This is a genomic window from Clostridium sp. C8-1-8 (assembly GCF_009928445.1).
Classification (GTDB): Bacteria; Bacillota; Clostridia; order Clostridiales; family Clostridiaceae; genus Clostridium_AR.
On sequence record NZ_JAABNO010000073.1, the window covers coordinates 1 to 1,607 of the forward strand.

Consider the following 1,607-nt stretch of genomic DNA (forward strand, 5'->3'; position numbering starts at 1 on the left):
GTTCTGGAGATCGGGGAGCAAAAACACGCAAGGGATTTTGAGGCGGCAAAAGAGCAATGCAGGATAGACAATCATGGTCAGAACGTTAACACGTAGCCCCTGATTGTCCGCCTGCCGCTGGCTCAATTTGAAAACATGGCCATGATTCGGCGCTGAATATCACCGTCTTTGTTGACCAGTGTTTTAGTGACAAATGCTGCATGGTTTTTCGTAGTGTTGTATCCCTTCCAGACTTCATGTGGATCGAGGGCATACGCACAAACCTTACCAGCAACGGGGATTCTAACTAATGCATTTTTTGATTCTAAGTAATTGAGCCAACGAATAATTGTGCTTCTGCTAACTCCAAGTTTTTCAGCTAGGAATTGCTGATCCGCAACGACAGCGCCACACGTAGGATCGATATGCTCCGCTAAAAATGAGTACAGCTTCAGTGCTGATATGCCTTGGCTATCCTTCAGCAGCTCTCGAACGCGTTCCCAACCTTTTGGGGATACCTGTGTAAACCTTGAATTCTTCTTTGCTTCTTCGAGATCCTCGGTGTTTTTCTTTGCCTCATCTGAAAGTTGTTTCAGTCGTTTTTCTGAATCAATAAACATGATTTTTTCCCTCTAAAAATCCCATGCACTAACGTTGGTTCAAATCTAAGCCATCATGACACATCTGTGCAACACCTTGTTGCGTGTTGTCGCATCCTGGATGCGACAACGTTGTGTCACCCTGGATGCGACAGGTAAACAAAAAACACACTAAAAAAACAACAACTTACAAATCGGCGTAAAAGATCTATTCTAGGCAAGGGTGTTGCGCGCAACGCAACGCCCTTTGGGGGTGTCGGGGCGAAGCCCTGACCCAGTCACGTAGCGATAGCGGAGTGTATACTGGCTTACTCCTCTGCAAGCCTCGCCAGCCGTGATTTTTGCCAGATTTCGTGGTTTTCACGTTCAACAGCTCCTGCACGTTTTTTGCCGTCCGTTCACCGTTAACCCCCGCAGAAATCGGGACAGGATGTGCAAATGTAATACCGTCACCCGCGACGATATTCCGTTTGCCATCTGGTCAGGGCTTCGCCCCGACACCCCGTATCAGTGCGTACGTGCTCAATGTGGTTTCCGGTTCTCTTCCGCTTCCTCGCCCACTCGCTCACTAACGTTCGGTCGCTGGGGCTGCGGCGAGCGGTGCCACCTCTCGCATGTTGTCGGTGATTCCGCTGTTGTTCTTTCGGGGATGAGTCGTCAGATAGCCCTTCAAACGCGCTCAGAAGCTCTCAGACGCACGAGGCGGGGTTTAAATGCCCGTCAGGGCATGGAAGGCGCGAAAAACGCTTACAGAGCGTTTCAGGAGGTCAGGCGCGCCGATACCCCTAGCCATGGGCTTTCAGGTCGCCAGGAACCGCGCCAGCCCCCTGCAAAGCCCATTTGCACGGTACAGGCAGCCACTCGGTTGGTAGGTGGTCGTAGACCGTCGGTGTTACAGCGATGGGGGTCTGGGGTTCTCCCCAGACGGTTTCCGGTTGCGCTCAAGGCGCTGCCGGAACCGTGGCGGCTCGGTCGTTCTGGAGATCGGGGAGCAAAAACACGCAAGGGATTTTGAGGCGGCAAAAGAGC

At 51.9% G+C, this 1,607-nt stretch carries 1 protein-coding gene; it reads right to left on the minus strand.

Annotated elements, in window-relative coordinates; translation table 11 throughout:
• Positions 1-122 precede the first annotated feature (122 nt).
• Positions 123-599, minus strand: coding sequence for a helix-turn-helix domain-containing protein (locus GXK57_RS26150; protein WP_000469298.1), 477 nt, complete (start codon positions 597-599; stop codon positions 123-125).
• Between the last annotated feature and the right edge of the window lie 1,008 nt (positions 600-1,607).